This is a genomic window from Aeromonas media (genome assembly GCF_020423125.1).
Lineage (GTDB): Bacteria > Pseudomonadota > Gammaproteobacteria > Enterobacterales > Aeromonadaceae > Aeromonas > Aeromonas media.
Genome location: NZ_CP075564.1, coordinates 3,606,078 through 3,629,374, shown reverse-complemented (window position 1 = coordinate 3,629,374; position 23,297 = coordinate 3,606,078). Strand labels below are relative to the sequence as shown.

Below are 23,297 nucleotides of genomic sequence, written 5' to 3'. Positions count from 1 at the left end.
CTGCTAATCATGGGTAATCAGGAAAAACAATGGGAGTGTGCTCAACAATCACAGCGATGAAAGAATGTCTTTTATGCGACAACTGGAGTTCTTTCAAAAATTGAATCGGCAGGATGCATTGTCCTATCGAGCGTTGTTTATTGATGCTGCAGCTAGTTTGCTGGATACCAGATCGGCATGGAAAGACTTTATTCCATTTGTTTTTCAATTCAGAGTCAATGTTGGCGTGAAGATGCAGACGATCATGAACGAGTCGTCCGGCATTGCGCTGGATAATATTATAAAACTCAAGTCATTAGGCGTGCGATTCTGGATGATTGCTGATGATGAATGGCCTTCATTGCAGATGTCAAAATCCTTTCACCCATATATTGATGGGGTAAAGATAGACAGCAATTTTTTTGAAGCTGCATTTAGCAGGGGGGATGCTACTGAGCTAAGACGCATACTCAATGCATGGGGCGGTGAGCAAACCATAGTGCATGGTCTTGAACATAAAGAGCATTTCGCCTTCGCTGTCAGCAATGGATTTATGTTGGGTCAGGGAACGTATTGCTGTGCCTATCCCTGTCACTGAATATGGCAATCTCCTGGATTTTTGATATCAAGAAACCACTCATGCGGCACTGCTGCCTGGTGGTATTGTAACAATGCTCAGGGAAGGACCCCTGACCTGCGCGAAAACGCGACATTTTCAAGTAAGGTAAGAGCCTGGCTTTATTTTTACTCGCAGTGTTCTCACCCAGCCCTGAGATTCTGACCTGCTATCGCCCTCGCTTTATTAGGAACTAACAATGTTTTACCGTCTCATCCTGTTGTGCTGGTTGACCTGCTGTAGCCTGGTGGTGATGGCGGCCTCGACGCAACTGGACAGAAGCACCTTCACGCCAGCCGAACAGCAGTGGATCGCCGTCCATGACGAGCTGGTGGTCGGCATGCCGGCGACGGCCTGGCCTCCCTATGTCTATACCGATGGCCGGGGCAACTTCACCGGCCCTCTGGATGAATTTGCCTCCCAGATAGCAAGCAGGCTGGGGCTCAAGCTGCGCTACCAGGCCTATGCCAACAATGCAGGGGTCCAGCAGGCATTGCTGGATGGCAAGGTCGACATGGTGATCGGCGTGGCACCGAGCCCGACACGCAAGCTGCAGATGCTGTTTACCTCCGCGTTGATGGCGCTGCCGCGCGCCGTCCTGTTGACCGGAGGACGGGACAGTCTCTCCCTGGAGGAGGCCTATGGGGTGCGTTGGGTCTGCGTCTTCGGTGTCAGCGCTTGCGATGAGTTGCTGCGACTCGGCATCTCGAACCTGGTGACGGTGGACAGCCGGGATGAAGCGATCTTCATGCTCAAGGAGGGGCAGGCGGACGCCTATCTGGCCGAGTTGCCCATGCTGAGCCGCCTGCAAGCCATGGCGGGCATGACGTTGACCACGGTGGACTGGATGAGGGATACCTCGCTCGCCATGGCGGTCGCCCCTGGGGGCGAGGTACTGCAGGGGCTGCTGGACCGGGCCCTTGAGGACATCTCCCCGCTGGAGCGTCGCGGCATCCTGGAAGCTGGCGGCATCGTCGACTATGCCCTGGTGAAAGGGAACAGGGAGATTGTCTTCAACGCGCAGGAGCAGGCGTGGCTGCAAGCGCATCCGGTGATCAGGTACGGGGTCGCCCCTGACTGGCCCGGCATGAGCGAGATTGACGATCGGGGCAGGCTCAAGGGGCTCATTGCCGATCTGCTGGCGATGATGAACCAGCGCGCGGGTCTACAGTTCACCCTGGTACAGACCCGAAGCTGGGCCCAGACCCTGGATCTGTTTCAGGCTCGCAAGCTGGATGTCATCCCGGCCATGACACCGACCGCCGAACGACAGCGGTTTGCCCGTTTCACGCCGAACTATGCCTCTCTCAACCGGGTGATAGTGGCGAGGCGAGGCATGGCCGAGCTGACCAACCCCAGGGCGCTGAAGGGACACCGGGTGGGCATGGTGGGGGGCTCGGTGGAAAAAACGCTGCTGACCGAGGTGGGGGCCGAGCCCGTTGCGGTCGCGAGCGATCCCGAGTTGCTGCCCCAGCTGGATCGGCAGCAGGTCGACTACGTGCTGATGAGCATGACCACCCTGGAAGAGTCGTTGAAGAAGGGATTCAGCGACCGTTATCAGGTGGTCTTCTCCGGCAACGAACTGCGGGTTCCCATCGCCATGGCAACCCATCTGCAGGATCCCATGTTGCAGCAGATCCTGACCAAGGTGTTGCTCTCCATTTCGCCGGCGGAGCTGACCGCCCTGGAGAAGAAGTGGCTCTCCCTGACCATACAGACGGGGCTGGATCCCGACAAGGTGCTGCTCTGGTCCACCCTAGGCGGGGGCATCTTCGTGCTCTTTCTGCTGCTGTTCGTGGGCTGGAACCGGACCCTGCGCCGCCAGATCAGCCAGCGGCGGGAGGCGGAGCGGCGGCTCGAAGAGCAATTGATGTTTGTCCAGATGATGCTCGATGCCCTGCCTAATCAGGTGGTGCTGACCAATGAGCGCTATGAAATTGCGATGACCAATCTGGCGTATCGGCAGATGTTCCTGGGGGGCGAGAACCTGAACGGCTCGTATGAGCGATTGCTCCAGGACAGGCTGCCGGAGGCCATCCGGGCCAGGGTGATCGAGGAGGATGCCAGGGTCTGGGAGAGTGGCGAGGAGCTCCATGGCCGCGGCGAGATCCAGCTTGCCAACGGTGTCGAACATCAGATGATCTACACCAAGCGCCTGTTCGTCGGCCCCGGCGGCAAGCGACTCGGGATCCTGACCGTGCTGACCGATGTGACCGAGCTGGAACAGGCGCGGTTCGCGGCCCAGGAGGCCCAGACCCGACTCACCCAGATCACCGACAGCATGCCGGGCCTGGTTTACCAGTACCATTGGCTGGGGCCGGGCAATGGGCACTTCCTCTACACCTCCCAGGGCCTCAGAGAGATAGTGGGCTATGAAGATGAACCGGTGCAGACGGCAAGCACCGGAGCCACGATTCTCGGGTTGGCGGGGCAGGCCCATCAGGACTTCGTTGACACTGTCGAGGAGCATGCCAGGGCCATGAAACCGCTGGATCTCGAGGTGGAGATCCAGCGCCAGGGGCAATCGGGTTACCTGCAGATCCGGGGTCACTTCGTGCGACAGGAGGGGATCGAGGGCGTCATCCTGAACGGGGTGGTGCAGGACATCACGAACCTGAAACGCCAGGAGCTGGAGCTGCGCCAGGCGAGGCGGGTGGCGGAGGAGGCGACCCGGGTGCGCAGCCGGTTCCTCGCCACCATGAGCCACGAGTTGCGCACCCCCATCTCCGGCATGCACGGCATGCTGGAGCTGTTGCAGATGAGCCATCTCGATGACGATCAGCGCTACATGCTGCGCAACATCTCGACCTCCACCAATCACCTGCTCTATCTGGTGAACGACATCCTGGACTTTTCCAAGATGGAGGCGGGGCAGTTGCAATTGCACCCCCATCCTTGCCGACTGACCTCGGTCATCTGTGACGTCATCCGGGGGCATGCCGCCCTGGCCTATGGCAAGGGACTCAATGTGGCGCTGACGTGGGGGCGGGAGGTGCCGGATCAGGCGAGCATGGATGCGGTGCGGGTGGGCCAGGTTGTCTCCAATCTGCTGAGCAATGCGGTGAAGTTTACCGAGGCGGGGGAAATTGCCATCCGGGTGAGCTACCACGACCATCGATTGAGCTTGCAGGTACGGGATACGGGAATAGGCATCGCCCGGGAGAAGCAGGACAACCTGTTCATCCCGTTCAAGCAGGTGGAGTCCGACATCAACCGGCGCTTTGGCGGCACCGGGCTTGGGCTCGCCATCTGCCATCAGCTGACCCAGAAGATGGGTGGTAGCCTGACGCTGGCGAGCGAGGCGGGGGTGGGCACCACGGTGACTTTCGCGATGCCCCTGTCCGAGTGTCAGTGGGATGCGCCGCCGCTGGCCGGCCAGGTGTGGTGGTGGTGCGGTGAGGACGAGGTGGTGCAGTCGGTGATGGAACAACTCGGCGCCAGACTCCACCGACTGACCGCCGACCAGTGGCACCAGCCTCTGGATGGCTACCTGCTGGCGCAAGAGGGTCATATGGAGCAGGTTTTCGGTGGTGGCTGGTTGCAGTATTTGCAGCAGTCTTCGCTCAAGGGCATAGTACTCTCCCCCCACGAAGCACTGCGCGGCCGTATGGGCAGCGACGCCTGGTGGCGGCTCGGCCAGTCGCCCATCTATCCCGACCTGCTGCTGGAGACCTGTCGCCAACTGTCGAGCGAGCGATCCCGTCGGCCGATACAGATACAGGGGGATAAGCTCAAGGGCAGAGTGCTGGTGGCGGACGATCATCCCGTCAACCGTGCGCTGCTGACCCGTCAGCTCGCCATCCTGGGGCTCGAGTCCGAGGTGGTGGATGATGGGGAACAGGCGCTTCGCGCCTGGCAGGGGCAGGGATTTACCCTGTTGCTGACCGACTGCCACATGCCGGTGATGGATGATTATACCCTGACACGCACCCTGCGGGCGGCCGGTGACGAGGCGCCCATCATAGGCGTCACCGCCGACACCTCGGAGGAGGCCGGTCAGCAGATGCGGGAGGCGGGCATGAACGACATGTTGTTCAAGCCCTACAGCCTGGAGACCTTGCGTCAGACTCTGGCTCGCTGGTTGCCGGCTCTGGCGCTGCAGCATGAGTCAGTGGCCCCCCTACAAGCCAGGGCCCAGGCGTCGGGCATCAGCTGGTTGACCCTGTTTGGGGAGGAGGCGGTGGCTCGCAGCATGGCCAGCGAATATCTGGAGGCCAATCGGCAAGATGGTGAGGACATGATGCTGGCTTTGGCCCGACAGGATACCCAGGCGCTGGTGGAGACGGCGCATCGCATCAAGGGGGCCGCTCGCATGGTGGGACAGCAGGCATTGGCGGAGGAGGCTGCCCGACTGGAGGCGGCGGCCAGGTTGAAGCAGCTGGACAGGCTCGGCGAGCTGAGTCAGACGGTACAGGCATTGATGGACTCTATCAGAGGTGAAACGGGGTTATGGCTCGATGAATAGTGCACGGCATGAGTGGGTGATCATGGTGGTGGAGGATCACAACTTCCAGCGCAAGGCCCTGATGCATCAGATCCGCGGACTTGGCTACGCTAACCTGCTGGAGGCTCAGGACGGGGAGGAGGCACTGGCCCAGTGCCAGCACCACCAGGTCGACATCCTGTTTTGCGATTTGCGGATGCCCGGCATGGATGGCATGGCCCTGCTGCGTCGCCTCTCTTTGGGCGGTTTTCGCGGCGGCATAGTGCTGTGCAGCGCACTGGAGGACGATGTGGTCGACGCCGTACTGCGCATGAGCCGTGCCTACGGCCTGCAGGTGCTGGGGCGTATCGACAAACCCGCGAGCCATCAGCAGATCGCGCAGTTGATCGGCGCCTGGCAGCCCCAGCAGGTGCGCAGCCAGGAGGAGGACGGTCACAACCTGAGCCTGGATGAACTGTGTCGGGCCCTGGAGCATGATCAGTTGCTGCCCTGGTATCAGCCCAAGGTGAGCTTTGAAAATGGTCAGTGGGTCGGCATGGAGGCGCTTGCCCGCTGGCAGCATCCCGAATATGGGCTCATCTCGCCGGCCCGCTTCATCCCGCTGGCGGAGCACAACGGGCTCATGGATCCGCTGACCGAGGTGATCATCGGCAAGTCCCTGCGCGACGGTCATCTGTGGGAGAAGACAGGACTCTCCCTCAACCTGTCGATGAACCTCTCCACCACCTCGCTGATCGAGGGGGATCTGTGCAATACCCTGCTCAATCACTGCCAGCGCTGGAGCATCAACCCCGAGCTCATCACACTGGAAGTGACAGAAAGTGCCTTCGTCAAGGATCTCGGCAAGTCGCTGGAGGTGCTGACCCGCTTGCGGATGCACGGCTTCGGCCTCTCCATCGACGACTTCGGCACCGGCTACTCCTCCATGCAGCAGCTCGCCCTGCTGCCGTTCACCGAGCTGAAGCTGGACAGATCCTTCGTCGATCGCTGCTATGAGGATCCCTCCCGCCTCGCCATCATCGAATCCAGTATCGAACTGGCGCGCAAGTTGGGGTTAAAATCGGTGGCAGAGGGGGTCGAGGATGAGGCCACCTGGCGGCTGCTGGCCAGGCTGGGGTGCGATCAGTGCCAGGGATTCTTCTCCGCCCGCCCCATGCCACGCGAGGAGTTGCTCGTCTGGCATGACACCTGGTGCGAACGATTGCCCGCATTGATCGGGCGCTAATCAAGGGCAGGATGCCCGCTGCGACACAAGGATGGTCATGAAAATATCAAGCAAGCTGTTGTTGAGCTTCTGTTTTATCAATCTGCTCATCATCCTCTCCTCCGCCCTTGTCTACCATCAGCTCGGCCGGATTGAAGCGTCCCAGGAGACCCTGCTGGCCCAGGCCCTGCCCGCCCTGCAACGGGACGAGGCGAGCCAGAAAGCCCTGATCGCCACCGTCTCCTCCCTGCGGGCCTACCTCATCCTCGGCAAGGATCCCGCGCAAGGTGCGCGCATCAAGCAGGAGTGGGAGGCGGCCTGGCAGGCCATCGAGCAGCAGGGGTTCACACCCGCCCTGACCCGGTCCCTCAAGAGTTTCAAGGAGGCGCAGGAGAAGGTGTGGGCCCTGGCCCATACCGAAGACAACCTGCCGGCCCACACCCTGATGCTGCTGGAGGCAGGCCCCCTGGCGGAGGCGGCCCTCGATCAACTGCAATCCATTGCCAACGAAGAGGTGGCGACCCCCCAGATGACGCTGCCCGGCGATCGCCGCCTGCAGCTCAAGCAGGTGGGGGATGCCTACAACGGGCTGGCCAATGCGCTTTCCGCCCTGCGGGACTTCCTCATCTCCGGGGACAAGGAGTACCTGGACAAGTACCAGGACTACTACCAGTTCCACCTGCAGCGAGTGGCCGAGCTGAAACAGCAACAGGCCAACTTCACCGAGGCGCAGAAGGGTCTGTGGACGCTCTTTGAGGAGATGTCGGCTCCCTTTGCCGAGCTGGTCGGGCAGGTGATCGCCAGACGACAGGCGCCGGACTGGGATCAGGCCAACCACCTGATGGCCACCGACATAGAACCTGCGTTGACCCGACTCGCCGACCAGCTGGCAAGCCAGGTGACCCAGACCCGGGGGGAAGTGGAGAAGATAGCGGGCAAGATGGCCGGCGCCAGTCAGACCATCCACCGCACCCTGCTGCTGGCAACCACCAGCGTCATCCTGCTCGGCACCCTGGTGGCCCTGCTGTTCAGTCGTCGCCTGACCCGTGACATCGCCAGCCTGGTGAGCCGTGCCGGGCTGGTCGCCGATGGCCGTCTGCCGAGGGAGCCGTTGCCGGTGCTGCGCCAGGATGAGCTGGGCGGGTTGACGGGCTCCATCAACCGGATGTCGACCCAGTTGCGCCAGCTGGTGGGGGAGATCCAGGGGGCCGTGGCGCAGGTGGAGGGGGCCGGTCGCGAGGTGGGACTGACCACCAACGCCATAGTGGACGATCTGGCGAGCCAGAATCAGCGGCTGGATACGGTTGCGGCCGCCATAGAGCAGATGTCGGCCAGCACCCGGGACGTGGCGGGGAACATCGCCGATGCGGCTGGCGCTGCGCGTCAGACCGAGCGACAGGCCAAACAGGGGGAACAGGCTCTTGCCCGCATGAGTACCACCATGGCGCAGATTGCCGCCATGATCACCCAGGCGAATCAGGCGATGACGCTGCTCAGCAGCCAGAGCGAGCAGGTGGGTCGCGTCACCGAGGTGATCGCCACCATCGCCGAGCAGACCAATCTGCTGGCGCTCAATGCCGCCATCGAGGCGGCGCGCGCGGGAGAGCAGGGCAGGGGGTTTGCCGTGGTGGCGGACGAGGTGCGCCTGCTGGCCAGCCGCACCAGCGAGTCGACGGCGGAGATCAACCAGACCATCGCCAGCATCCAGCAACAGACCCGGCAGACGGCCGATACCGTGGGCAGCGGTACCCTGCTGGTGGAGCAAGGCCGGGGCGCCGTGGTCTCGGCGAGCGAGACACTGGCGGCTATGTCGACGCTGGTGCAGGATCTCAGTGACCAGCTTGCCGCCATCGCCACCGCGACCGAGCAGCAGTCGAGAGTGGCGCAGGAGGTGGCTGGCACCGTGGAGGAGATCGCCGGGCTCAGCCACCAGTCCAGCGAGCACAGTCAACAGGGCGAGCTGATCGCCGCCAGACTGACCCGGGAGACGAACCGACTGACCACGGCCATCAGCCGCTTTGCGCTGGATGCCTGAGGAGGAGAGCGGTGCAGCGGCATAAAAACGGGGCAGGCCGATGGGCCTGCCCCGTTTTGTTTCCAGTGCCTGGTGGTCGACGCTGCAGCTGGTCTCCTGGCAGGCTCACCAGCAGGGGTGGGGCGCTTCTCGCCAGCGATGTCTATTAAGGGTCAGTCCAGGCGCCGGAAGGCCTGGTTGTCGAAGCTGCTGCTGGTCTCCTGATTGAGCAGGCTGACCAGCAGGGATGGTGCGCTTCTCGCTGCCGACGCCGTCTAGATGCCGGAATCCGGGTCAGTCCAGTCGCCGGAAGGCCTGGTTGTCGAAGCTGCTGCTGGTCTCCTGATTGAGCAGGCTGACCAGCAGGGATGGAGCGCTTCTCGCTGCCGACGCCGTCTAGATGCCGGAATCCGGGTCAGTCCAGGCGCCGGAAGGCCTGGTTGTCGAAGCTGCTGCTGGTCTCCTGGTTGAGCAGGCTGACCAGCAGGATCGCCCGCTTCTCCCCATCCGGCTCCAGGTAGATGGCCTCGAACCCGGCCAGGGGACCAGATTCGATCAATACCTTGTCCCCTTGCGTCGGCAGGCAGGCATAGCTGGCGCGCGCCTCGTCGCTGTCGTCCCGGCTCATCAGCCGGTAGATCAGCTGGCTGCTGACGGGGGTCCACTCCTTGCCGAAGTGAATGATGCGGCTGATGCCGCGGGTGGACTTCAGGGTGACCGGAGTGACCTCTTCCAGATCCACGTAGATGAACAGGTAGTTGGGGAACATGGGTTCACGTAGCGGAACCCGTCTGCCCCGTCTCAGCTTCTCGACTTCCACCATGGGGTAATAGGATTCGACGCCTTGGGCTGCCAGATGGGCGCGAGCGCGAGCCTCTTCCTTGGGCTTGCAGTAGGCCAGATACCATTTCTTCATTGTTGTTCTGTTTTTTCGTGTTGCCGTGCTTCTGGCTATGATAACGGGGGCAAAAAAAAAGGCCACGCTTGACGTGGCCTTTTTTACAGAGTGAGTGATTACCAACCTTTCACCAGACCACCCTTGAACAGCTCGGTCCCCTTCTTGTAGACCTCGTCGGTCTGGAAGGCCTGAACGAACTCCTTGACCTTCTCGTCGTCCTTGTTGTTCTCGCGGGCAACGATCAGGTTGACGTAGGGGGACTCCTTGTCTTCGACAAACAGGCCGTTCTCGGTCGGGGTCAGGCCAATCTGACCGGCGAAGGTGTTGTTGATGATGGAGAGATCAACATCTTCAAGGGAGCGGGGCAGCTGAGCGGCTTCCAGCTCGACGATCTTGAAGTTGCGCGGGTTGCTGGCGATATCCAGCACGGTCGCTTCCAGACCGGCGCCTTCCTTCAGCTTCAGCAGGCCCTGCTTCTCCAGCAGGATCAGGGAGCGACCCAGGTTGGTCGGATCGTTCGGCACCGCGATCTGGGCGCCGTCTTTCAGCTCGGACAGGGCTTTGATCTTCTTGGAGTAACCGGCGATTGGATAGACGAAGGTGTTGCCAACCGGCACCAGCTTGAAGCCGCGATCACGGATCTGGGCATCCAGGTAGGGCTTGTGCTGGAAGGCGTTGACGTCGACGCTGCCGTCGTTCAGGGCCACGTTGGGGGTGACGTAGTCGGAGAAGGTGACGATCTCCACGGTCAGGCCGTATTTCTCCTTGGCCACCTTGGCCGCGGTCTCGACCAGTTCGGTCTCGGGGCCGGCGATGGCGCCGACTTTCAGGGTCTTGCTCTCTTCCTTCTGGCCGCAGCCGACCAGTACCAGAGTTGCCAGCAGCGCAGCCGCAGCGGATTTAATGCCCAATTTCATAAAAACCTCCTGTCAGAAATCGACGATTAACGATGATCACATTGTTTGACCAGGCGCTCACCCGCGCTCTGGATGAGTTGAACCAGTACCACCAGAATGACCACGGTGACCAGCATGACGGTAGGGTCGAAGCGCTGGTAGCCGTAGCGAATACCCACATCGCCCAGGCCGCCACCCCCGATGGCACCGGCCATGGCGGAGTAGTTAACGAGCGTGACGAGGGTGATGATGACGCTGTTGAGGATCCCGGGCAGGGCCTCAGGTAGCAGCACCTTGGCAATGATTTGCAAGGGTTTGGCACCCATGGCCTTGGCGGCTTCGAGCAGGCCGTCCGGCACTTCCATCAGGGCACCTTCCACCAGACGAGCGATGAAGGGGATGCAGCCCACGGTCAGCGGCACGATGGCGGCTATGGTGCCGATGCTGGTGCCGACGATCAGCCGGGTCAGCGGAATGATGGCCACCAGCAAGATGATGAAGGGCACGGAGCGGCCGACGTTGACGACGATGCCGAGGATCTTGTTCAGCAGCGGGTTGGTCAGGATCTGGCCCGCCTTGGTCACGTGCAGTGCCACGCCGAGCGGCAGGCCGAGCAGGCAGCCGAACAGGGCGGAGGCAAACACCATGATCAGGGTGTCGCCGAGGGCTGTGATGAGCAGATTAATCATGGCTTCGGACATGAGTCATTACCTCCAGCTGGATAGGATGGCTGAGTCGCCGAGGATTGGGCGCAGCAGATTAGTCATTGCTTCGTACATAGCCCATTACCTCCAGCTGAATGTGGTTGTCGATGAAGAACTGCTGGGTGGCCTCGCACTGGGCCTCATCCCCGAACAGCTCCGCCAGCAGGAAGCCGAACTTGACGCCACCGGCGTATTCGATGTCTGCGCTCAGTATGCTGATGTCGATGTTGAAACGGCGGCTCACCTCGGAGATGAGCGGCGAATCGACGGTGGCGCCGGTGAAGCCGAGCTTCACCAGGGGATAGCTGTTGGCCACCCGCTCGCTGCTCATCCTGTCCTGGTACTCCTGGGGCACCTCCAGATGGATGGTGGAGTGGATGAAGTCACGGGCCAGCTGGGTCTTGGCGTTGCTGAAGAACCAGGCCACCTCGCCCTGCTCGATCAGGCGACCGTCGCTGATGATGGCCACTTCGTCACAGATCCCCTTCACCACATCCATCTCGTGGGTGATGAGCAAGATGGTGAGCCCCAGCTTGACGTTGATCTCCTTGAGCAGGCTCAGGATGGATCGGGTGGTCTGGGGGTCGAGGGCCGAGGTGGCCTCGTCGCACAGCAGTACCTTGGGGGCCGGCGCCAGGGCGCGGGCGATGGCGACGCGCTGCTTCTGGCCGCCGGAGAGCTCGGACGGATAGGCGTGGGCACGGGCTTCCAGCCCGACCAGGGCCAGTAGTTCGTCGACCCGGGTCTGGATCTGCGACTTGCTCCAGCCCGCCAGCTCCAGCGGGAAGGCGATGTTGGCAAACACGGTGCGGGAGGCCAGCAGGTTGAAATGCTGGAAGATCATGCCGATCTGGCGACGAGCCTGGGTCAGGTCCCGCTCGCTCAGGGCCACGAGATCCTGACCATCGACGATGACCTGGCCCTGAGTGGGACGCTCCAGCAGGTTGACGCAACGAATAAGGGTGCTCTTGCCGGCACCGGAGGCGCCGATCACCCCGAAAATCTTGCCTTGTGGCACATGCAGGCTCACGTCACGCAGGGCGTGCACGGCGTCACTGCCTTTACCGTAGACTTTGTTGAGACCGATCAACTTAATCATGGATTCTTCCGTGCTAACAGCCTTAAAGCACAGGGCGCTACAGGCGGGTGAATTGGGCAGAGGTTTCACTGGGTTGCTCTGCCATCATGGAGGATGATGCTAAGATGTCCGGATGGCTGTGTCAACGCATGTTTCTACGTCTAGACGTCTAAAAAATGGATAAGGATTCCCGCTCGCTGACTAAGGGAAGAGGGGTAAACCGACAGCTTCAATATTAGATTCTGATTTGAAATCATCCTTCCGAATATAACCTGGATAATCACTCTTGAATCGATGATTCCCCCGTTTTGTCACGGTCTACCCCTGGGCGCTGGCAGTCAGTTGCCAGCATGACAGGGAGGAATATCTTTGCCTGTTGCTCTTCGTTTTCTCCTTTTTCTTTCCCATCCCTTTGATGTAGAACAAAAAACGACCGCTTTTATCCGGGGAGGGAGCGGCGTTTTTTTATACTGGCAGGAGGTGGACGGCAGGAGGAAGCAGAGATGCGATTTCAACAGATCAAGGACCTGATGCTTTACCTCGAACAACTGCATCAGCAGCAGGGGCGCAGTTACGGGCGCCTGATCCCCCAGGTGGATGGGGAGCGCAGCCGGATGCTGCTGGCCTATTTGCAAGGACGGGAGGACGCGGCGGCGGCCCACCTGCACGACTATCGGGAGCAGATGGGGAGTGCGGTCAAGGAGACCTGGCTGGATCAGGGCTTCGGTGAGGATCTGCTGGCCGATTGCCAGCGTCTGGCATTGGCGGCCGGTACTCAACCCGAGGAGATAGTGGCCATGGTGTCGCGGCAGGAGGAAAAACTCGTTGGCGAGCTGGGGCGCCTGGCTCGCGAGTGCCCCACGCCGGACACGGCCGCGTTGCTGACGTCGCTGGCATCCATGGCGCAATCCCGGCTGACCCGGCTGGTGCACGGAGCCCATCGGCTCGACGACATCTAGCGCGCCATGGCAGAGGCCCGGTCCGGGCCTCTTGCGGCGTTGTCGGGGAGGGTCAGTCCTCTTGCCGGGCCGCGCCGTAGAGGGCGGCCCCTATGATGCCGGCCTGGTTGAGGTTGGCCGCCGTCATCAGGGGGGCCCGGGTTTCTATCCGGTCGATAAATTTGTCGAGCTTGGCAGCGCTGCCGCCTCCCAGGATGAAGAGGTCGGGGGAGAAGAGGAACTCGAGACGGGCCAGGTATTTGTTGAAGCGCTTGCCCCAGCGGTTCCAGGAGAGATCCTCGCGTTTGCGCACCGCGTCCGAGCAGTAGTGCTCCGCCACCATCCCTTCCAGGATGAGATGACCCAGCTCGGTGTTCGGCAGCAGCTGGCCGTTGACGAACACGGCGGTACCGATGCCGGTCCCCACCGTGATGAGGATGATCACCCCCTTGCGATCCCGGCCGGTACCGAAGCGCATCTCGGCCAACCCGGCGGCATCGGCGTCGTTGAGCACGTGGCAGGGCAGGCCGGTCACGTCGGCGAACAGGTGGGCTGCGTCGGTCTCGATCCAGCTCTTGTCGATGTTGGAGGCATTCTTGGCTATGCCGTTGTGGATGGTGGCGGGGAAGCCGCACCCCACCGGGCCCTTCCACTGGAAATGCTCGACCAGCGCCTTGAGGGTGTGCGCCACGGCGGCCGGGGTGGCCGGTTGCGGCGTGGCGATGCGGTGACGCTCGCCAATCAGTTCGCCAGTCTCGGTGTCCACCAGGCAGCCCTTGATCCCGGAGCCGCCAATATCTACTCCCAACATCTGCATCCGAATCTTCCTTTTATTGTGCCGATGGCCAATGGTCGGCAGAGCATGAAAAAAGTGCTGTCATCCGGCAAGGACCAGATCACTTATGCGTGATCCGGCAGGCCTTTTTCGATGCAGCGGATCAGCAAACGGGTCTTCTTGTTCTCTTTCTCCTGGCGCACGGCCAGGGTCGCCAGCGCCCACTCGATGTGTTCGGCCACCATGGGCTCGGCACTGGCGAGCGCCTGTTGCAGCGCGGCCATGGCATCGCTGCTGGCCGGGCCGTTGCCGAGCGCTACCGCCAGGTTACGGCGCCAGCGCCGATAGCCGATACGGCGAATGGGGCTGCCTTCGGTGTGCTTGAGAAAGTCGCTCTCGCTCCAGCCCCACAAGGTCAACAGCGGCGGGCGATGCAGATTGGGGCGCGGGCTGAAGTCGGGCTCTGGGCTCGCATCCGCATAGCGGTTCCAGGGGCAGATGAGCTGGCAGTCGTCACAGCCGTAAATGCGGTTGCCCATCAGCGGCCTGAACTCTTCCGGGATGGGGCCGTCGTTCTCTATGGTGAGGTAGGAGATGCAGCGCCGCCCGTCCACCACGTAGGGCGCGACGATGGCGCCGGTCGGACAGATGTTGATGCAGGCCACGCACTTGCCGCACTGCTCTTTCTCCACCGGGGCATCGACGGGCAGCGGCAGGCCGACCAGCAGCTCCCCGAGAAAGAAGAAGGAGCCGGCAGTCTCGTTGAGCAGCAGCGAGTGCTTGCCCACCCAGCCGAGCCCCGCCTTGGCCGCCAACGGGCGCTCCAGTATGGGGGCCGAATCGACGAAGGGGCGCCACTCCCCCGGGGTTGCCTGCGTGGATGGCAACAGTGTCTGGCAGCGCTGCTCGATGCGCTCTCCCAGCTGTTTGAGCCGGTTGCGCAGCACCTTGTGGTAGTCGCGCCCGAGGGCATAGCGGCTGATGTAGCCCAGGGTAGGATCGCGCAGGGTGGCGGCAAAGCCCGCCTCGAAGGGGAGATAGTTCATCCGCACCGACAGCACCCGCAGGGTGCCCGGCAGCAGCTCGTGGGGCCGAGCCCGCATCATGCCGTGGCGCGCCATGTAGTCCATGGTGCCGTGATGACCCGCATCCAGCCAGGCCTGCAATCTGGGTTCCTCGAGGGCGAGATCCGTGTCCGTGATGCCGACCTGGTCAAATCCTAGCTCCCGTGCCCAGAGCTTGATATCGTGGGCCAGTTGTGCAAGTTCGGTGGCCGTCATGATGCCTCACCTGCCAGCTGGCTGCGGCATGGCGCCCGCAGCACAGAGGGTGACGAGGGCCGTGCGCCGTCATGGCACGCCATATGCCAGGCCAGAAGCCAGGTCAGTGGATGATGAAGGTGGGGAGCCGTCATGGTAGAGGGTATCGAGGACGCTATCGGCAAAAAACAAGGCATCAGTCTAGCACAGCCGCTGTGGCGGGCCGAACAGATCCGCAAGCTGGAGCAGCGCTGGGCCGAGCGTGAGGGGCAAGCTCTCTACGCCTTGATGGAGCGGGCCGGTGCCGCCCTGTGCAGTTATGCTCGCCATCACTGGCCCCAGAGTCACCACTGGTGGATCTTCGTCGGCCCGGGCAACAACGGGGGGGATGGCTATGTGCTGGCCCGCCTCGCCCGTCGACTCGGCCTCGAGCCTCTGGTGATCGCCGCTAGGGCCCCGGGCCTGCTCAGAGGAGACGCCAGGCGGGCCGCCGACGAGTGGCTGGCGGTGGGGGGAGAGGTAATGATGGCCGATGCGCTCGAGGGGGCGTCGCTCCCTTCGCCGGATCTGGTGATAGATGCATTGCTCGGCACCGGTGTCCAGCTCCCTCTCTCCTCGCCAATGACAAAGATCGTCGCAACAATCAATGGCTTGAATGCCCCCGTCCTGGCGGTGGACCTCCCCTCCGGGCTCAATGCCGACACCGGCCGCGCCATGGGGGCCCTGGTGCACGCCACCCGCACCCTCAGCTTCATCGGCATCAAGCAGGGCATGCTCACCGCCGACGGGGTGGACGGCGTCGGCCAGCTCGACTGGGATCCCCTCGGGGTGGTGCCCGAGGCCGGCCTGGTGCCCGCCGCCGAGCGCCTGGATTATCCCCGCCTAAAGAATCTGCTCTCTCCCCGTCCCCGCTCGGCCCACAAGGGCAAGCACGGCAAGGTGCTGCTGGTGGGGGGCAACCTGGGGATGCAGGGAGCCATCCTGCTGGCGGGGCAGGCCTGCCTGCGGGCGGGGGCGGGTCTGGTGCGACTGTGCCAGCACCCTGACTCTCCCCCCGCCAGCCTGGTGCAACCTGAGCTGATGGGATGTCCGGTTGGGATGGACGAGGGGTGGGCCTCGGTGCGCGTGCTGGGACCGGGGCTCGGGCAGGATGAGTGGGGAAGGGCCCAGTTCGAACACCACCTCAATGCCAGCGGGCCACTGGTATTGGACGCCGATGGATTGAATTGGCTGGCGCAGGCACCCCGTCATCAGGATAATTGGGTGCTCACGCCCCACCCCGGAGAGGCGGCCCGCCTGCTGGATTGCGGTGTCGCCGAGGTCGAGGCGGATCGCTTCGCCGCCGTATCGCGGCTGCAGCAGCGATACGGCGGCGTGGTGCTGCTCAAGGGGGCGGGCTCGCTCATCTGCGATGGCCAGCGCATCAGCCTCTGCGATGAAGGCAATCCCGGCATGGCCAGTGGCGGCATGGGGGATCTGTTATCTGGTATAATCGCCGCCCTCCTGGCTCAGGGCTGGTCTGCCGGCATGGCCGCGCGACTGGGGGCCGTGATTCACGCAGAGGCCGCCGACCTGGCCGCGGCCGAGGGGGAGAGGGGCATGCTGGCATCGGATCTGCTGCCCTGGATCCGCCGTCTGGTCAATCCGACACCGTAACAAGTAACAAGAAGAACATGGCAAAAACGTTGATGATGACACTGCCGGACGAGGCAGCAACTGTGGCTCTGGGCGGCCGCCTGGCGCAGGCATGCCAACAGGCCACTACCGTATTTCTGCACGGCGCCCTCGGGGCCGGCAAGACCACCCTGACCCGCGGCTGGGTGCAAGGGCTTGGCCATCAAGGCAAGGTTAAGAGTCCGACCTATACCCTGGTGGAGCCCTATGAATTGGCCGACTGGCAGGTCTATCACTTCGATCTCTATCGACTGGCGGATCCGGAAGAGCTGGAATTCATGGGGATTCGGGACTATTTCGGCGCCGATACCCTCTGCCTTGTAGAGTGGCCTGAAAAAGGGGAAGGCTGGCTGCCGTCCCCCGATCTCGAGATTACCCTGACGTATGTAAACGAGCAGCGCGAGGCCCTGATTGCGGCCCGCACTGCTATTGGCGAAGCCATTCTGGAACGGTTGTCATCTCAGTGCGCTTGATCCTTGTTATTGCCCTCTCCCTGATGGCCTTACCCTCCTGGGCAAATCAGCTCAAGAGTGTGCGGGTCTGGCCGTCGCCGGATAACACCCGGGTGGTGCTCGACATGAGCAGCGCCCCCAATTTCAACTACTTCACCCTGAGCGGCCCGAGTCGTCTGGTGATCGATCTCAAGGGGGCGAGCAACGCCGCCAACCTGGCTCGCATCGAGAACAAGAGCGAGCTGGTGCGCAAGATCCGCGAGAGCACGCCCCTTGAAAAAGGCAGCATGCGTCTGGTGCTGGATCTCAGCTCCAGCATCAAGCCGGTGGTGTTCCCGCTGGCACCGGCGGGCCCCTACGGTCATCGTTTGGTGATCGATCTGCCCTATGAAGAGAAGGGCGGCGCCACGGCGCAGCCCGCTCCCGTCGGCGGCCAGGGCAAGGCCATCGTCATCGCCATCGATCCGGGCCATGGCGGGGAAGATCCCGGCTCCATCGGCCCGCGCCGCACCTACGAGAAACGGGTGACCCTGGCGGTGTCCCAGAAGTTGGCGGCACTGATCGACCGCGAGCCGGGCATGCGTGCCGTGATGACCCGTCGTGGTGACTATTTCGTCGACCTCAACAAGCGCTCGGAAATCGCCCGCAAGGCCAAGGCTGATCTGCTGGTGTCCGTGCATGCGGACAGCTTCCACAACTCGACCCCGCGCGGCGCCTCGGTCTGGGTGCTGTCGACCAATCGCGCCAACCGCGAGATGGGCAGCTGGCTGGAGAAGCAGGAGAAGCAGGGGGAACTGCTGGGCGGGGTGGGCAAGGTATTGGCCGAGTCCGATCCCAACCCCTATCTGGCGCAGACCTTCCTCGATCTCTCCATGGACAAGTCTCGCGCTGAGGGATACGACGTCAGTCGCCAGATCCTGCGCTCCATGGGACGGGTGGCCCGGCTGCACAAGAAGGCGCCGGAACACGCCAGTCTGGCGGTGCTCAAGGCGCCGGACATCCCCTCGGTACTGGTGGAGACGGGCTTTATCTCGAACCATGCGGAAGAGAAGCTGCTGGCCACCGCCAGCTATCAGGATCAGCTGGCCCGGGCCATCTTCGAGGGGATCCGCAACTATTACCGCAGCCACCCGACCAAGGGCCCCATGATGACCGGCAAGGGGCAGCAAGTGGCCAGCGTCAGTCAGCCTGCGGCGAAAAAGGCGGCGGTTGCCCCCGCGCCCCGGCAGCAGGTGACCAACCGCATGCCGGCGACAGTACCGAGCCGCAGCAGTGATGGCGGAGCCCCGGTCGGCAGCGCCTCCGGTGCCGGGGTGATAAAACCCTACAAGGTGGCGGCCAAGGAGCCGAGCGTGCCGGTCGCAAGCAGCCAGCGCGACGACAAGTCCCAGATGATCCGCCACGTGGTCACCCGCGGCCAGAGCCTCTCCCGCCTCGCCGAGAAGCACGGGGTGAGCCAGGCGCGGCTGGTGGAGATCAACAAGCTCAAGTCACGGGATATCCAGATAGGGCAGGTGCTCTACATTCCCCAAAACTAACGCGCGGGAGCTGGCGAGGCAGGGCCGAGGGGCGCCCGGATTGGCGCTCAAGCCAGGCCGTGCCCTGCATTGTTCGCCACGTCGGCCAACCGGATGGCTGCTGGCGAAGGTGCGGTGGCGCGGCCCGTCCACGTGTTGAAAGTGTCTTGACCCCGCAAGCGAAACCATCAGGAGTAAGCCATGCCGATCCGTATATTGCCCCCTATCCTGGCCAACCAGATTGCTGCCGGCGAGGTGGTGGAGCGGCCCTCCTCTGTGGTGAAGGAGCTGGTGGAAAACAGCCTGGATGCGGGGGCCGACCGGGTCGAGATCGACATCGACAAGGGGGGCGCCAAGCTTATCCGTATTCGTGACAACGGCAGCGGCGTCGCCAAGGAGGAGCTGGTGCTGGCGCTGTCACGACACGCGACCTCCAAGGTGGCGACCCTGGATGACCTGGAAGGGATCAACAGCCTCGGTTTTCGCGGCGAGGCGCTCGCCTCCATCAGCTCCGTCTCCCGTCTCACCTTCACCTCCCGCACCGCGGAGCAGTCCGAAGCCTGGCAGGCGCAGGCCGAAGGGCGCGAGATGAGCGTCACCGTCAAGCCGGCGGCCCACCCGGTGGGGACCACGGTAGAGGTGGTTGACCTCTTCTTCAACACCCCGGCGCGGCGCAAGTTCATGCGCAGCGAGAAGACCGAATTTGCCCACATCGACGAGCTGGTACGCCGCATCGCGCTCTCCCGCTTCGACATCACCTTGATCCTGCGCCACAACGGCAAGGTGGTGCGCCAGTACAAGGCTGCCAATACGGTGCCTGAACAGGAGCGCCGCCTCGCCGCCGTTTGCGGCACTCCCTTCATGCACCACGCGCTGGCGGTGGAGAGCGAGCACAGCGACGTGCGTCTGTGGGGCTGGCTGGCGCTGCCTGCGGGTGCCAGGCCGCAGAACGATCTGCAATATACCTATGTAAACGGCCGCATGATGCGCGACAAGCTCATCAACCACGCCATCCGTCAGGCTTATGACGAGCTGCTGCCCGCCGGCAGCTTCGCCGCCTATGTGCTCTACATCGAGCTGGATCCCCGTCAGGTGGATGTGAACGTCCATCCCGCCAAGCACGAGGTGCGTTTCCATCAGGCGCGGCTCATCCACGACTTCATCTTCCAGGCGCTCTTTACCGCCCTGCGCCGGGAAGGGGCGGGAGCCAGCGAGCAGGACGAGCCCCTGGCCGAGACCCTGGTCGAGCTGCCGACCAGCCCGCAGATAGAGTATCCAGGCCAGGCGCCGCGCCCCGAGTGGTATGGTGCCGAGCACAGCTACAGAGCCCCTGTCCAGACGCGGGATGGTGGCGCCGTGCGCGAAGGTGCAGGCCGCACGGGCAACTATCAGCCCCCCGAGCCTCCCAGCCGGGAGGCGATGCGCGGCATGGGCGCCCTGCTCACTACCCTGCCGGTAGCGGGGGAGGTATCTCAGGCTGCCCCCGTCACCCCGGCCGGTTCGCCGCCGCAAGGGACTCGCGCCCTGACCCTGGTGGAACAGGCCTATCTGCTGATCGAGCGAGAGGGGCAACTGGCGTTGCTCTCCCTGGTGCGGGCCGAGCGGGTGTTGCTGCGCCACTGGTTGCTGGAGACCTGGGGCCAGGGGCTGGCGGCGCAACCCCTGCTGCTGCCGGTCTCCTTCAAGCTGCCAAAGAACCTGATTGCGCTGGTGACCGAGCAGGAACGTTTGCTCAAACGCATGGGGCTGGAGTTGAAAAGCGGGGGACGCGACACCATGATCCTGACTCGGGTGCCTGCCTTGTTGCGCCAGACCGATCTGGTGCGTCTCTTACCCGAATTGCTGCAATTGATCGAGAGCGGATCTGACAGTGATGCTGGCCAGCAGGCTGAAGTACTATGCCAGTGGCTGGTGGAGCAGGGGATAAGCACCGAGAAAATATATGATTTTTCAACTGCCAGCCGGCTGCTGACGGAACTTGTGACCGATTTCAGTGACCAACTGGCAGACATTCGCATGGCGCGCCCTCTGTCGTTGGCGGCCGTGCTGGAAGGGTTTGCACAAGGCGATTGAGTCGCCGGGGCTGACCTCTTCCATTCATTGATAGCTATTTGCATGGTACGCCTCCCGACGAGGCGACCGTGCCAGAGGAACATGAAAGTGGCTGACTTGCCGACTGCAATTTTTCTGATGGGGCCGACGGCCTCCGGCAAGACGGATCTCGCCATTGAACTGTGCCAGGCCCTGCCCTGCGACATCATCAGCGTGGACTCCGCGCTCATCTATCGCGGCATGGACATAGGCACCGCCAAGCCGACTGCCGCCGAGCTGACCCAGGCGCCTCATCGCCTGATCGACATCCTGGATCCGGCCATGAGCTATTCGGCGGCGGATTTCTGCCGCGATGCCCTGCGGGAGATGAAAGAGATCGCCGACCGCGGCCGCATCCCGCTGCTGGTGGGGGGCACCATGCTCTACTTCAAGGCGCTTCTGGAGGGGCTCTCTCCGTTGCCCTCCGCCGATCCGGCCATTCGCGCCGAGATTGAGGCAGAGGCCGCCCGCCTCGGCTGGCAGGCGCTGCACGACGAGCTGGTGCGCATCGATCCTGTGGCTGGCGCGCGGATCCACCCCAACGACCCGCAGCGGCTCAGCCGGGCGCTCGAGGTCTATCGCATCAGCGGCAAGACACTGACCGAACTGACCCAGGTGCAGGGGGAAGGCTTGCCCTACCGGGTGCACCAGTTTGCCATCGCGCCGAGCGATCGCGCCGTGCTGCATCAACGCATCGAGCTGCGTTTCGACAAGATGCTGCAAGGGGAGTTCGAACAGGAGGTCAGAGCGCTCTACGAACGGGGTGATCTTCACCCGGATCTGCCAGCTATCCGCTGCGTTGGCTACCGCCAAATGTGGGACTACCTGGCAGGGGAAGTGGGATATGATGAGATGCGTTATCGTGGCATCGTGGCCACCCGTCAGCTGGCCAAGCGCCAGATGACCTGGTTGCGTGGCTGGACCGACCTGACCTGGTTGGAATCTGGTGAGTCTGGCAATGTGGCCAGGGTGGTCGCCCGAGCTGGTGTGGCTTGACACTCCCTGTATAATCAGGTTGTTATATTGATATCCGGTGTTTAAAAACAACAAACTATAAGGAAAAGAAAGATGGCTAAGGGGCAATCTCTCCAAGACCCGTTTTTGAATGCGCTGCGCCGTGAGCGGATTCCTGTTTCTATCTATTTGGTGAACGGCATCAAACTGCAGGGTCAGATCGAATCGTTTGACCAGTTTGTCATTTTGCTGAAGAACACCGTGAGCCAGATGGTCTACAAGCACGCCATTTCCACCGTGGTGCCGGCCCGTGCCGTCAACCATCACCAGCACGCCCCTGGCGCCGCCGGTGAAGAGCAGGGTGAAGCCGAGGCGTGATATCCCGCGGCGAGCCCACTCGCCAACTCAGAATCATCATGATACCTGTCAAGGAGCAAGCGCTTGTTTGACCGTTACGAAGCTGGTGAACAGGCCGTTCTGGTACATGTCAACTTCAGCGATGAGGGTGAGCGCGAGGATCTGGACGAGCTCAAGATGTTGGTGAGCTCGGCCGGGGTCAATGCGCTGGGGGTGATCACCACCAGCCGCAGCGCGCCCAGTGCCAAATTTTTTGTCGGTAGCGGCAAGGCGGAAGAGATCGCGTCCCAGGTCCAGATGCTGGGTGCGGACGTGGTCATCTTCAACCATGCCCTGACCCCTGCCCAGGAACGCAACCTGGAGCGTCTGTTCCAATGCCGTGTGGTGGACAGGACAGGCCTCATCCTCGATATCTTCGCTCAGCGCGCCCGTACCCACGAAGGCAAATTGCAGGTCGAACTGGCCCAGTTACGCCATCTTTCCACTCGCCTAGTGCGAGGCTGGACCCACCTTGAGCGTCAGAAGGGCGGGATCGGTCTGCGCGGCCCGGGTGAAACCCAGCTTGAAACCGACCGACGCCTGCTGCGAGAGCGCATCAAGGCGATTTTACGCAGGCTCGACAAGGTGGCGAAGCAGCGGGAGCAGGGGCGTCGCGCCCGCAACCGCAACGAGGTGCCGACCGTATCGCTGGTGGGCTACACCAACGCCGGAAAGTCCACTTTGTTCAACCAACTTACAGATGCCAGCGTGTATGCTGCCGACCAACTGTTCGCAACCCTGGATCCCACCCTGCGTAAATTGGTGATCCAGGATGTGGGTGATGTGATCCTGGCGGATACAGTTGGATTTATTCGGCACTTGCCCCATGATCTGGTCGCGGCCTTCAAGGCGACGCTGCAGGAGACCCGCGAAGCGGACTTGCTGCTGCACGTCGTGGACTGTGCCGATGAGCAGATGCAGGAGAATGTCGATTCGGTGCAGACAGTGCTGGCCGAGATCGAAGCGGACGACCGTCCCCAGCTGATGATCTGCAACAAGATCGACAAGCTGACCGATCGTCCGGCCGGTCTGGAGCGGGATGACGAAGGGCGCCCGCAACGGGTCTGGCTGTCGGCCCAGACGGGTGAAGGCAGTGAATACCTGTTCCTGGCCCTGACCGAACTGCTGGCCGGGTCCATGGTCCATCACACCCTGCAGTTGCCGCCCTCGGCAGCAAGACTGCGCAGTGCGCTCTATCGGCTGAAAGGCATCGAGCAGGAAGGTTTCAGCGAGGAGGGGGATTTTGTCCTGGAGGTACGCTTGCAGCTTGCCGACTGGAACCGCCTCATGAAACAAGAAGGTGAGAGTTTACAACGCTTTATCAGGCATTGATCCGGCGATGAAGACAAGCTTCGTCAACGGTTGATGGCTCGGTAGAGATGATATCCATCCGCATGTATTAATGGAG

General features: G+C 62.5%; 18 protein-coding genes and 1 pseudogene. 12 read left to right on the top strand and 7 right to left on the bottom strand.

Going from position 1 to position 23,297, the window contains the following annotated elements; all coding sequences use genetic code 11:
- Positions 1 to 73: 73 nt before the first annotated feature.
- The 4 genes from KI797_RS16685 to KI797_RS16670 all read left to right on the top strand — a co-directional run bounded on the left by KI797_RS16685 (position 74) and on the right by KI797_RS16670 (position 8,278).
- Complete coding sequence (locus tag KI797_RS16685) at positions 74 to 577, top strand: EAL domain-containing protein (protein WP_226170203.1); 504 nt, start codon at positions 74 to 76, stop codon at positions 575 to 577.
- A 217-nt stretch (positions 578 to 794) separates the two neighbouring features.
- Positions 795 to 5,060: a transporter substrate-binding domain-containing protein gene (locus tag KI797_RS16680; RefSeq protein ID WP_226170201.1), complete on the top strand. Its 4,266-nt coding sequence runs from the start codon at positions 795 to 797 to the stop codon at positions 5,058 to 5,060.
- Positions 5,053 to 6,264: an EAL domain-containing response regulator gene (locus KI797_RS16675; protein WP_182786288.1), complete on the top strand. Its 1,212-nt coding sequence runs from the start codon at positions 5,053 to 5,055 to the stop codon at positions 6,262 to 6,264. The genes KI797_RS16680 and KI797_RS16675 overlap by 8 nt, the downstream gene beginning before the upstream one ends.
- 37 nt (positions 6,265 to 6,301) lie before the next feature.
- The gene (locus KI797_RS16670) at positions 6,302 to 8,278 is read left to right on the top strand and encodes a HAMP domain-containing methyl-accepting chemotaxis protein (RefSeq protein WP_226170199.1); all 1,977 of its coding nucleotides are present in this window, start codon (positions 6,302 to 6,304) and stop codon (positions 8,276 to 8,278) included.
- A 152-nt stretch (positions 8,279 to 8,430) separates the two neighbouring features.
- Here the strand turns inward: KI797_RS16670 and KI797_RS16665 are convergent.
- The 5 genes and pseudogenes from KI797_RS16665 to metN form a co-directional block, all read right to left on the bottom strand.
- A pseudogene (locus KI797_RS16665) lies at positions 8,431 to 8,502 on the bottom strand (transcription/translation regulatory transformer protein RfaH); the annotation flags it as partial.
- Positions 8,503 to 8,672: 170 nt separating this feature from the next.
- Positions 8,673 to 9,173: a transcription/translation regulatory transformer protein RfaH gene (rfaH, locus tag KI797_RS16655; protein ID WP_182786284.1), complete on the bottom strand. Its 501-nt coding sequence runs from the start codon at positions 9,171 to 9,173 to the stop codon at positions 8,673 to 8,675.
- Between the two features lie 98 nt (positions 9,174 to 9,271).
- A complete protein-coding gene (gene metQ, locus KI797_RS16650; protein WP_005327312.1) occupies positions 9,272 to 10,072 on the bottom strand; it encodes a methionine ABC transporter substrate-binding lipoprotein MetQ in 801 nt (266 codons plus the stop codon).
- Between the two features lie 26 nt (positions 10,073 to 10,098).
- Positions 10,099 to 10,752, bottom strand: coding sequence for a methionine ABC transporter permease (locus KI797_RS16645; protein WP_226170197.1), 654 nt, complete (start codon positions 10,750 to 10,752; stop codon positions 10,099 to 10,101).
- Between the two features lie 58 nt (positions 10,753 to 10,810).
- Positions 10,811 to 11,854, bottom strand: coding sequence for a methionine ABC transporter ATP-binding protein MetN (metN, locus tag KI797_RS16640; RefSeq protein WP_171272534.1), 1,044 nt, complete (start codon positions 11,852 to 11,854; stop codon positions 10,811 to 10,813).
- A gap of 482 nt (positions 11,855 to 12,336) precedes the next feature.
- On the opposite strand from metN, the gene KI797_RS16635 reads away from it, so the two are divergent.
- Entirely contained in the window at positions 12,337 to 12,792 is a 456-nt protein-coding gene (locus tag KI797_RS16635; RefSeq protein ID WP_005327308.1) for a hypothetical protein, read from the top strand.
- 52 nt (positions 12,793 to 12,844) lie between these two features.
- Here the strand turns inward: KI797_RS16635 and ppgK are convergent, their stop codons facing one another.
- Positions 12,845 to 13,588 carry a polyphosphate--glucose phosphotransferase gene (gene ppgK / locus KI797_RS16630; RefSeq protein ID WP_226170195.1) on the bottom strand — a complete coding sequence of 248 codons (744 nt, stop codon included), beginning with the start codon at positions 13,586 to 13,588 and terminating at the stop codon, positions 12,845 to 12,847.
- An 83-nt stretch (positions 13,589 to 13,671) separates the two neighbouring features.
- Positions 13,672 to 14,826 carry a tRNA epoxyqueuosine(34) reductase QueG gene (gene queG / locus KI797_RS16625; RefSeq protein ID WP_226170193.1) on the bottom strand — a complete coding sequence of 385 codons (1,155 nt, stop codon included), beginning with the start codon at positions 14,824 to 14,826 and terminating at the stop codon, positions 13,672 to 13,674.
- A gap of 132 nt (positions 14,827 to 14,958) precedes the next feature.
- Between queG and KI797_RS16620 the strand changes: the two genes are divergently transcribed.
- From KI797_RS16620 to hflX, 7 genes are all read left to right on the top strand, one after another.
- On the top strand, positions 14,959 to 16,461 hold the full coding sequence (locus KI797_RS16620; protein ID WP_226170191.1) for an NAD(P)H-hydrate dehydratase: 1,503 nt from the start codon (positions 14,959 to 14,961) through the stop codon (positions 16,459 to 16,461).
- 17 nt (positions 16,462 to 16,478) lie between these two features.
- Positions 16,479 to 16,952, top strand: a complete 474-nt coding sequence (gene tsaE, locus KI797_RS16615) for a tRNA (adenosine(37)-N6)-threonylcarbamoyltransferase complex ATPase subunit type 1 TsaE (RefSeq protein ID WP_041206351.1) — start codon at positions 16,479 to 16,481, stop codon at positions 16,950 to 16,952.
- Positions 16,943 to 18,469, top strand: a complete 1,527-nt coding sequence (locus KI797_RS16610) for an N-acetylmuramoyl-L-alanine amidase (RefSeq protein WP_226170188.1) — start codon at positions 16,943 to 16,945, stop codon at positions 18,467 to 18,469. The genes tsaE and KI797_RS16610 overlap by 10 nt, the downstream gene beginning before the upstream one ends.
- A 180-nt stretch (positions 18,470 to 18,649) precedes the next feature.
- The gene (gene mutL, locus KI797_RS16605; protein WP_226170184.1) at positions 18,650 to 20,521 is read left to right on the top strand and encodes a DNA mismatch repair endonuclease MutL; all 1,872 of its coding nucleotides are present in this window, start codon (positions 18,650 to 18,652) and stop codon (positions 20,519 to 20,521) included.
- An 81-nt stretch (positions 20,522 to 20,602) separates the two neighbouring features.
- The gene (miaA, locus tag KI797_RS16600) at positions 20,603 to 21,535 is read left to right on the top strand and encodes a tRNA (adenosine(37)-N6)-dimethylallyltransferase MiaA (RefSeq protein ID WP_226170182.1); all 933 of its coding nucleotides are present in this window, start codon (positions 20,603 to 20,605) and stop codon (positions 21,533 to 21,535) included.
- Positions 21,536 to 21,607: 72 nt separating this feature from the next.
- Positions 21,608 to 21,871, top strand: coding sequence for an RNA chaperone Hfq (gene hfq, locus KI797_RS16595; protein WP_011704864.1), 264 nt, complete (start codon positions 21,608 to 21,610; stop codon positions 21,869 to 21,871).
- 63 nt (positions 21,872 to 21,934) lie between these two features.
- Complete coding sequence (gene hflX / locus KI797_RS16590) at positions 21,935 to 23,221, top strand: ribosome rescue GTPase HflX (protein ID WP_182786271.1); 1,287 nt, start codon at positions 21,935 to 21,937, stop codon at positions 23,219 to 23,221.
- Positions 23,222 to 23,297: the final 76 nt, after the last annotated feature.

Excerpts from the sequence above, each read along its gene's own strand:
- ppgK (WP_226170195.1), bottom strand. The coding sequence starts at position 13,588 with ATGCAGATGTTGGGAGTAGATATTGGCGGCTCCGGGATCAAGGGCTGC.
- miaA (WP_226170182.1), top strand. The coding sequence starts at position 20,603 with ATGAAAGTGGCTGACTTGCCGACTGCAATTTTTCTGATGGGGCCGACG.
- KI797_RS16680 (WP_226170201.1), top strand. The coding sequence starts at position 795 with ATGTTTTACCGTCTCATCCTGTTGTGCTGGTTGACCTGCTGTAGCCTG.
- KI797_RS16670 (WP_226170199.1), top strand. The coding sequence starts at position 6,302 with ATGAAAATATCAAGCAAGCTGTTGTTGAGCTTCTGTTTTATCAATCTG.
- queG (WP_226170193.1), bottom strand. The coding sequence starts at position 14,826 with ATGACGGCCACCGAACTTGCACAACTGGCCCACGATATCAAGCTCTGG.
- KI797_RS16685 (WP_226170203.1), top strand. The coding sequence starts at position 74 with ATGCGACAACTGGAGTTCTTTCAAAAATTGAATCGGCAGGATGCATTG.
- metN (WP_171272534.1), bottom strand. The coding sequence starts at position 11,854 with ATGATTAAGTTGATCGGTCTCAACAAAGTCTACGGTAAAGGCAGTGAC.
- KI797_RS16645 (WP_226170197.1), bottom strand. The coding sequence starts at position 10,752 with ATGTCCGAAGCCATGATTAATCTGCTCATCACAGCCCTCGGCGACACC.
- metQ (WP_005327312.1), bottom strand. The coding sequence starts at position 10,072 with ATGAAATTGGGCATTAAATCCGCTGCGGCTGCGCTGCTGGCAACTCTG.
- mutL (WP_226170184.1), top strand. The coding sequence starts at position 18,650 with ATGCCGATCCGTATATTGCCCCCTATCCTGGCCAACCAGATTGCTGCC.
- rfaH (WP_182786284.1), bottom strand. The coding sequence starts at position 9,173 with ATGAAGAAATGGTATCTGGCCTACTGCAAGCCCAAGGAAGAGGCTCGC.
- tsaE (WP_041206351.1), top strand. The coding sequence starts at position 16,479 with ATGGCAAAAACGTTGATGATGACACTGCCGGACGAGGCAGCAACTGTG.
- hfq (WP_011704864.1), top strand. The coding sequence starts at position 21,608 with ATGGCTAAGGGGCAATCTCTCCAAGACCCGTTTTTGAATGCGCTGCGC.
- KI797_RS16635 (WP_005327308.1), top strand. The coding sequence starts at position 12,337 with ATGCGATTTCAACAGATCAAGGACCTGATGCTTTACCTCGAACAACTG.
- KI797_RS16675 (WP_182786288.1), top strand. The coding sequence starts at position 5,053 with ATGAATAGTGCACGGCATGAGTGGGTGATCATGGTGGTGGAGGATCAC.
- KI797_RS16620 (WP_226170191.1), top strand. The coding sequence starts at position 14,959 with ATGGTAGAGGGTATCGAGGACGCTATCGGCAAAAAACAAGGCATCAGT.